Source organism: Candidatus Paracaedibacter symbiosus (assembly GCF_000757605.1).
Lineage (GTDB): Bacteria > Pseudomonadota > Alphaproteobacteria > Paracaedibacterales > Paracaedibacteraceae > Paracaedibacter_A > Paracaedibacter_A symbiosus.
Window position 1 is genome coordinate 88,293 of record NZ_JQAK01000004.1, and the last position, 8,920, is coordinate 97,212.

The 8,920-nt window shown below is 37.9% G+C and carries 7 protein-coding genes; 4 read left to right on the plus strand and 3 right to left on the minus strand.

Translation table 11 applies throughout. The annotated features are described in order from the left end of the window. Nucleotides 1-483: 483 nt before the first annotated feature. The 3 genes from IG80_RS0108965 to IG80_RS0108970 all read right to left on the minus strand — a co-directional run bounded on the left by IG80_RS0108965 (nucleotide 484) and on the right by IG80_RS0108970 (nucleotide 4,819). Nucleotides 484-3,675 carry a trypsin-like serine protease gene (locus tag IG80_RS0108965; protein ID WP_052046293.1) on the minus strand — a complete coding sequence of 1,064 codons (3,192 nt, stop codon included), beginning with the start codon at nucleotides 3,673-3,675 and terminating at the stop codon, nucleotides 484-486. 165 nt (nucleotides 3,676-3,840) lie between these two features. Continuing rightward, on the minus strand, nucleotides 3,841-4,011 hold the full coding sequence (locus tag IG80_RS15800; protein WP_198027331.1) for a hypothetical protein: 171 nt from the start codon (nucleotides 4,009-4,011) through the stop codon (nucleotides 3,841-3,843). 172 nt (nucleotides 4,012-4,183) lie between these two features. Further along, complete coding sequence (locus tag IG80_RS0108970) at nucleotides 4,184-4,819, minus strand: hypothetical protein (RefSeq protein ID WP_032113720.1); 636 nt, start codon at nucleotides 4,817-4,819, stop codon at nucleotides 4,184-4,186. A gap of 424 nt (nucleotides 4,820-5,243) precedes the next feature. Here IG80_RS0108970 and IG80_RS0108975 point away from each other — a divergent pair, with 424 nt between their 5' ends. From IG80_RS0108975 to IG80_RS0108995, 4 genes are all read left to right on the plus strand, one after another. Then, nucleotides 5,244-6,497, plus strand: a complete 1,254-nt coding sequence (locus IG80_RS0108975; protein WP_032113721.1) for a GNAT family N-acetyltransferase — start codon at nucleotides 5,244-5,246, stop codon at nucleotides 6,495-6,497. A 441-nt stretch (nucleotides 6,498-6,938) separates the two neighbouring features. Next, entirely contained in the window at nucleotides 6,939-7,310 is a 372-nt protein-coding gene (locus IG80_RS0108985) for a patatin-like phospholipase family protein (RefSeq protein ID WP_198027332.1), read from the plus strand. Between the two features lie 26 nt (nucleotides 7,311-7,336). After that, nucleotides 7,337-7,870 (plus strand): patatin-like phospholipase family protein, encoded by a 534-nt coding sequence (locus IG80_RS0108990; RefSeq protein ID WP_032113724.1) that lies wholly within the window; start codon nucleotides 7,337-7,339, stop codon nucleotides 7,868-7,870. A gap of 40 nt (nucleotides 7,871-7,910) precedes the next feature. Beyond that, nucleotides 7,911-8,759, plus strand: coding sequence for a leucine-rich repeat domain-containing protein (locus IG80_RS0108995; RefSeq protein WP_032113725.1), 849 nt, complete (start codon nucleotides 7,911-7,913; stop codon nucleotides 8,757-8,759). The last annotated feature ends 161 nt before the right edge of the window (nucleotides 8,760-8,920 follow it).

The window sequence follows — 8,920 nt, forward strand, 5'->3', positions numbered from 1 at the left end:
GTCAAACCTAATGTGAGTTAGTACAAATTAAGTGATGATCAAAAGTTATTATTATTCTTCTGAGTCTGACAGGTCTGATGAATCGTAATAACTTCGTATAGCATACATTATACGAAGTTATACGAATTAATGCAGGTTTAAGTTAAATAATATTCAATTAATAATCAACTTTCCTGTTTTTATTCTCCTCAAGAAATGAGGAATAGTAAGGGGATAAAGTTTTAGCGGCCTTATAAGGAGACCATCCCAAACCTGGGGATGATCTGCAAAGTGAGGAAAATAAGGATAGGCTATTGATAACTTAGATGATTTTTAAGCGCATCTATCAGTTTATTGTGAGGAAATTAAAACTTGCAAATTTAGGCATTTGTGCCATCACCCCCAGGTTTGGGATGGGCTCCTTAAGGTACCCGCCAAATTTTATAAGCCTCTTAAACATATTACTTCCTCAAACGCAGCAACTAATAAAAAATTTATAATGGCTTACTTGTTAAGTAATAAACTTAATTGAGATTTAGCGTTAGCATTTCCTTGCTCTGCAGCTTTTTGGTACCACTCAATAGCTTGTTTCTTATCTTGTTCTATACCACTCCCGTACTCATAACATCGGCCTAACATATATTGGGCCTTCTCATAATCTTGGTCAGCCGCCTTCCTTAGCCATTCAAATGCTTGCTTATTATCTTTTATAAAAAACCAGCCCTTTTCATTTAAAACAGACCAACCTTTGCCATACATCATGCCTAGAGCATACTGGGCCTCTACATGTCCTTGCTCAGCTGCTTTTCGATACAATTCAGCAGCTTGCTTCTTGTCTCTCACAACACCCAAGCCAAGCGAATATTCTATGCCAAGCTCATATTGGGCCTCTACATGTCCTTGCTCAGCCGCCTTCCTTAGCCATTCAAATGCTTGCTTATTATCTTGAACACCCTGGCCAAGCTCATATTGGGCCTCTGCATGTCCTTGCTCAGCGGCTCTTTTGTACCATTTAGCAGCTTTTCCCTTATCTTTTACAACACCTTGGCCATTGTCATACATAAAGCCAAGATTAAATTGCGCACCTACATGCCCTTGTTTAGCAGCTTTTTGATACCACTCAGCAGCTTTCCTATAATCTTGTGCTACACCTTGGCCATTGTCATACATTACAGCAAGATTAAATTGAGCACCTGCACGCCCTTGCTCAGCAGCTTTTTGATACAACTCAGCAGCTTGCCTATAATCTTGTGCCACACCTTGGCCATTGAGATACATTACAGCAAGATTAATTTGCGCACCTACATGCCCTTGTTTAGCAGCTTTTTGATACCACTCAGCAGCTTTCCTATAATCTTGTGCTACACCTTGGCCATTGTCATACATTACACCAAGATTAAATTGCGCACCTGCATCACCTTGCTCAGCGGCCTTTCGATACAACTCAGCAGCTTTCCTATAATCTTGTGCCACACCTTGGCCATTGAGATACATTACAGCAAGATTAATTTGCGCACCTACATGCCCTTGTTCAGCGGCCTTTCGATACCATTCAGCAGCTTGCCTGTCATCTTTTGCAACACCTTGGCCATTCGCATACCTCACACCAAGGTTGTATTGAGCATCTTTATCTCCTTGCTCAGCAGATTTTTGATACCATTCAGCAGCTTGAGCATCATCTTTTGGTACACCCCGGCCACTCGTATACATTACGCCAAGGTTGTATTGAGCCTTTGCATGTCCTTGTTTAGCAGCTTTCTTATACCATTGCGCTGCTTGCCTATAATCTTCTGCAATAAAAGAAATTAACCCTGAAAGATATTGAGCATCTACATGTCCTTGCTCAGCAGCTTTCTTATACCATTGCGCTGCTTGCCTATAATCTTCTGCAACACCTTCGCCCTTCATATACATTACACCAAGTTTAAATTGTGCTTCTGCATCACCTTGCTCAGCCGCTTTATGATACCATTCAACAGCTTGGACCTCATCTTTTGGTACACCTTCGCCATTCTGATAGATCACGCCAAGATTGAATTGTGCCATTGAGTGTCCTTGTTCAGCCGCTTTACGATACCACTCAGCAGCTTGTCTATCATTTTGTGCCACACCTTGGCCATTGTCATACATTAAACCAAGATTAAATTGCGCATCGTCTTCTCCTTCTTTTGCTGCCTTCATTAGCCATTCCGCAGCTTGCTTATCATCTTTTACAACCCCAACCCCCTTCTTATATATTATAGAAAGAAAAAGCTGTGCCTTTGTGTCTCCTTGCTCAGCAGACTTTCTAAACCATTCAATACTTTTCAAAAATATCTTTTGATACCATTCAGCAGATTGACTCGCGTCTTTCACAACACCTGGTAACAACGCCTTTTGCATCCATTGAGTAGCTTGCGTCTCGTCTTTTATAACACCCTGCCCCCTTTCATACATCATCGAGAGAGCAACTTGTGCGCTTGGATGGCCTCCTTGAGCTGCTTCTAAGTACCACTCAAAAGCCTTCTTGATATTCTTTGCAACACCCTGCCCCTTCTCATATATTGAGCCAAGAGCGTATTGTGCATTTACATTCTTTTGGACCGCAGCTTTAATTAAATTCCTTAAAGCTCCTTCATTGCCTTCTTGAGCTAAATTTTGCCAAAGAGCTATCTTATCTTGGAGATTATCTTCAACCTCTTCTGTTTCATTTTTAAGGGAATGAATAGTCCTTGAAGGTATGACGCTTTTGGTAACTTTCTGATCAATAAGTAGTGTTGCTTCAATCCATTTGAGAATGTGATTGGCTTTAAGCAGTGAAAGCCGTACCCCGGAATTACCTGTGCCTGCAATTCCTTCCCCTAAAGTGTGAACGCCAACAAGATAAGGACTGCCCCACTTGTTCAACCATACAGCACTTCCACTCTGCCCCCCATATGTATCAATTTCATAAGACATCTCTTCAGCAGCAATCTGTTTTATACTATGGCTCATCGTCCACATTTCTTTAAAGCCTTTGTCCCCAGGATAACCCGTTACATTAACTTTCGCCTTTTTAAGGACTTTATCTTTCAGTGTGAGAAGACCTACCCACCCTGTCTGATGACCAATAGGGCGGTCAAGAAGCACTAAGGCCATATCATAACCAGGATCGTGATCCTTTGTCCAATTCTTGAAGGTAATAATGCGGGTGATTTGACACTCATCAAAAGGAGCAACATCACCATTTAAAGCCAAACGGACAACAACTCTTTGTACCCACTCATCCCGCGCATGGCTGTAAACATTATGGGCAGCTGTAAGCATATGGTGAGGGCCAACTAAAGTTCCTGAACCACCATATTCACCTGAAGAAAAATAAAGACTCAATTGACCATGAAAAAGATAGGGCCACTGCGCCGGATTTTCAACTTTTGCGCGCCCATCTCGGCCTGGTGTAATGTGCATAAGCAGCTTTTCTTCTAAATTTTGCTCATAAAGAAGCTTTTGAGGCACGCCTCGATAAATTTTAGAGCATTGGGTTGGTACTTGTGCAGGTTGATAAGGAGGCGCATATAAACTTGCTTCTTCCTGATCATATCTAAAGTTACCCCGCACATAGCTAGTGTTTCTTAGCTTATGCTCTACTATTTCGCTATCTGAAGCTACTCCTTCAGTAGATAAAAAAAGAGATAGAGTCAGGCTAAATGCAGTGGTAGTTAGAAGAATGGCTTTCATGAGGATTTCCTGCAAATTATTATTGTTAATGGATGAAAATAGCACTCTTTTAGATTGTATAATACGGATGGAATCCTCATTATAATAGTACTGGATATGTTTTTTTTCTTCTAAAAGAAGGAGAATTTTACGGCAGTATTAATGCAGGTTTAAGTTAAATAATATTCAATTAATAATCAACTTTCCTGTTTTTATTCTCCTCAAGGGAAGCGTCATCAACTTTGAAGGTTGTGCCTTAATAAACCGATAGTATCCACTGCGAGCTACATTCAGCACTTGGGACATCCTCTCTATCTTGAAGTCATGTTGATGCTCTTGCATAAACTGATACTTCATTTGCGCAGGCAGGAGAAGATGCCCAGTGCTTTTTTTAAGATGTCCTTTTCTTCCCTATACGAAGCTTTATGTACTAATTCAAATTAGATCTAACAGGCACCCTATTTGGGAGTATTTTTCTGTCAAACCTAATGTGAGTTAGTACAAATTAAGTGATGATCAAAAGTTATTATTATTCTTCTGAGTCTGACAGGTCTGATGAATCCGAGGACCGTCCCTCAAATCCATCCATAAATGATTTTTCCCAGCCCCTCATACCGCTTCTATCCTCTTTCTTAATCTTTCTTGCATTTTCTCTTCTTTTTATCTCTCGCTGTATCTCTTCTTCCTGTTTCCTAGCCCAATAACTTCGCGCTGAATCACGCAAAAGGTCTGCCATACCAGGAGCAGTTTCACCTTCCATTGCTTTTCCCAACCTTTTGACCTCCACTCTCGCTGTAGAGGCAACAGCACACATGAATTCATCAACTGCTCTTTGCATCTTGGTTACATTCTCATCAATAGAATATTCCAAGATCTTAATAGAAGGAGCTCCTCGCATAGTCATTCCTCCACCTTCTGAGTTTATTGTAAGGGCCTCTTCTAAAGCAGGTTTTATAATGTTAAATTTGTTAGATGTAAGATTTTTAAGTGTTAATTCTTTATATTCAAAGTCTGAACTAATTAAACCTTGTAAATCTTGTTTTTTATGATTTTTAAAATCTATTGTATGAGAGGTTACCTGGCCCGGAGAATTTGAATCCTCTTCTTCCCAATCAGAAGCTATAGCCCTAACATCAGTAAATCCATCAAAGCTAACTAAAGACAAAGCAAATAATATTGCAAATCTTTTTTTATTTTCACTTTTAATACCCCTTAGATTATTTCTTTCCAGAAAAAATAGAACTTATTATTTACTTGCAGACAAAGAGAAAATTTTAGATATATTTACATTTTATAGTGGGAGTAATGATTGCTGGCGATGATGAGATCAGGAAGCTGTAAATTGTTAAGCCTTCAGGTAAGCTTTATTCCATTAATTTATAAAAAAATTTATACCAAATTTTATTTAATACTATAAAAGTTAATCTTCTTTCTTACTTCACTGGTACTCTCTTAAACAACATGTCGTAATAATCAGTTTATAGTTTACGATATTTTGGAGTGCTCTCCATAAGACAATAAGGTAACTTCTTTTATTCATGAAGATTAAAGTAGAAAAAATAAGTAATTTTAAAAAATGGAGAAATTAAATGAACAGAAAAAATAGATCTTCTGGATATATAATTTACGCATCTATATTGTGCTGTATTTCTTCGGCATATGCTAGCCAAGATAGTATTCGTCCCCTTACCCTTGAAGACAATGAAGAGAGAAGGAAGATAATAAAGATTTGCCTTGATAATACTAATTCTCCTGGTAAAGAATTTCTAGACATGCGCCCTGGACAAATTCTTCCGCTAGTTGAAGATTATAATAAGTTAAGAAAGAATGGCTCAATAGACCCTATTCTAGGATTTCATGGTTTTTATAGAGAAGAAAATTTAATTGGATTTATTTCTGTCAAATTTAAATTCATTTTATCTTCCCAACAACATGAGTATGCCGAATGCCAAATGCTCATTCATCCAGCCTTTAGAGGCCAAGGACTAGGAAAATTATTTCTCAAGAAATTTAATGAAGAAATAGTCGATCCAAAAGTTAATAAGCATTTATCTATAATTATAGAAGATAATTATGGTAAGTTAGTAGGCTTACCCCATACTTATACTTTCAAAGGTTTAAAGGGATATATCCACTTAGACAATTTAGCTTCTCAAAAGCTTGTTACGTCGGTTGGGTATGCACCTGTAGACCTATGTTATAAAGAGTATATGGGGGCCTCCAGAAAATCAGCGCAAATTTGCTATATTTATCCGCCTGATAAAGATAACTCATATTTGAGTGAGGAAATTACTGAAGTTATCCAAAGAAATAGCAACACAGAAAAGGGGGAAGTTATTGATGCAGCAATTTCTCGTCAACATGACCTAGACCAGGAAGATTTTTTGACTAATAAAATAAAAAGCATTTTTCGCGAGCGACAAAGTGAACCTATGACTTTTTTAAAAAAATTACTAAATGTTTTAATTGATATCCCTCCTAATAAAAATTGGAACAAAACACCTGAAGTTTGGTTTGACACTTATGTAGATAAATTTTTAATTGAAAGAAGGCCAGAACTGTTTGAATTATGGAAACAAATACAAGCAGATGCTTGTATGACAGGGGTTGGGATTTTCCCTCTTCTCGAAATTAAAGTGATGGAAAATGAACCTGGATTTCAGGTAGAAGACTTGGAGATATATGAACTAGCAGTTAAATACAGAGATGCAAAAGCTGACTTCTTACCTGTTAATACGCAGCGTAAAATTGCTAAGGAGTTATTCTCCATTTTAGAAAAAAGGGGCACTGATGAGGGAACATTAGAAAACCTCCTAAAGTCTTTATCTTTAAGTGAAAAATAAAAGCGAGGTACAATGGCAGTGCTGGGATGGCCTGGATACCTTCAGAGGGTTCCGAAGAAAGGTAATGTGAAGATACCTAGGCCATCTCATCACTACCTCCTAGATTTCAACAGATATAAACAGCAAGAGTTTCTTATTTATCCCCAATTAAATTTTACTTTTGGGGAATAACTTATTGAACGGCTTTAAAGTAGTTCCCATATAGAAATAGTTACTAACTATAAAAGCTACCTAAGGGGCCCACAGTGAGTCACTCTCTGTCTATTAAGAGGAAGATTTTTCCTTTCCTATCTCTGAGCACTTTTCTATTCCCCCTACACTTTTCCATCTCTGTCGATGCTATGGAAAAAGATACTTTACCAAAAGAAAGAGAAGAGACTTCCATAGTACTAGAAGGATTTAGGCCAAATCATAATCTTATTCCATGGGAAAAAGAAAGATTTGGAAAAAGTAATCTTCTTGCTGCTTATACTCTTGGTACTATTTATCAAAAAAGGTACTGAAGAAATTGAAAAAGACTTGGACCAATCAACCTTCTGGTTTAGGACTTTCGCAGAAACCTCTTATCGACCAGAGCAAGAAGATATATGGATTCTCTCTATTGATGGTGGGGGAATCCGTGGCTTAATTCCTGCGACCATACTTGAAATGCTTGAAAAAGATCTTTCAAGAAAGTTCGGCTTAGATGTTTATATAGCCGATATTTTAAAAATAGTTGCTGGAGCCTCCACAGGATCCATCATTGCATTAGGTCTAACTGTTCCCAATCCTTTTGATTCTTTTAGGCCAAGATATCATGCGGGGAGAAGTTAAGTAGCTTTTATATAGAAGAAGGAAGATTGGTATTTCCGCCTACTTATTGGATCGTTGAGATCTTGAGAGCTATCAAACAAACCAACCAACCTAAGTTTTCGTCACAGGCTTTCAAAGATGCTCTTATACGCCGTTTTGAAAAAAGTAAGTTCGGTGAAACCCTAAAGGGAATCCAAGCTCTTATCCCTACTTATCTATTGACGGAAGACCATCTTTACATTCTCGATAATAAAAAAACTCCTGATAGCAACTATCCTATGCGAGAAATTGTGCAAGCCAGCTCAGCTGCTCCAACCTACTTTCCAGCAGTCAGCATAGGGGAAGAAAATTATGTGGATGGAGGAATAGGCCTTAATAATCCTGCTTTTAAAGCCTATCAGCAAGCTCGTTTGTCTTACCCACAGCAAAAGATTATTCTTATTTCGTTAGGAACAGGAATCACCCAACAACCTTTACCAGATTATCTGAAAGAAGGAGGAGGAAAGTACAGAAGGTGGGGTAATTTCACCTCTCGTTTCTGCCTTAGGTCACCGCTCCTTATCTGTAAAGGAATTACCTAAGTTCCATGAAGGTTGGGTCGCTTACACACCCCATATTATAATGAGGGAAGCTGGAGAAAACACTGATGAACAACTTAATTTCATGCAAGCACTAGACCCTCTTTTTGAGTGCTTCCGCCTCCAACCAGAGATTCATAAAGTAGAAATGGATGATATAGAAGAGATTCCTTATCTCAGACAAAAGGCAGAGGAATTTTATGCTTCAGATGAGAAGGTTAAAGAACTTCGAGAAAAGCTGGAAGCAATTTATTTTTATCAAGTGGATATCCTTAAAAAGAAGCTTTCTCTGCTTAATCAAGTCAGCAAAATTAGTTTAGAAGGGATCAGGTTAACCTCTTCCCATATTCAGCAGTTTCGTCAAGGTTTAGCTGCACCTTCTATCTTAACTGAGTTAAACCTTCAAAGGACAGGATTGACGCCTGAAACCTTACAGGATCTTTGCCAGGTTTTGATTCATAATAAAAGTATTACCACTCTTAACCTTGCGGAAAATGGAATCCGCAAGAAAGGTGTTCAAAGTTTAGTAGAAATGCTAGATATGAACACAACCATTCTTAGTCTTAACCTGCGTTATAATGGAATTGATGAGAGTGATTATGAGGTACTTAGATATTTATTAAGGCAAGAAACACCCAAGGAAAAAGATTTATTCCTTGAGCGAGGAGAAAAGGAACAATATAGTTTTTCTGCTGTGCCTACTTCGTTAAAGGAACTAGATTTGTCAGAAAACAAAATAGGCCCTCAGGGTTTTTTAAAGAATCTTGTTGAAGATTTGATAGCCAGGTTTTCCTTAAGGAACTGTTGCTTTCAAATAATGCTTGGCAATACAAGTCACAACCTGAATCTCTGGCATTTAAAAGGGGAAAAAAGAATTGAAGGAAGTTTCTAAACAATTAAATTTTCACGTCGTATTTTAAGGGAAGAGATATTAATATGATTTATAAATATTAGCTTTCATAAATAGTTAAATAATATCATCGATGCCTTTTAGATAATAAGGGAGGAGCTTTTAGATGATTAAAATAAGCACAATTTTTAAAGTAGGTTTAG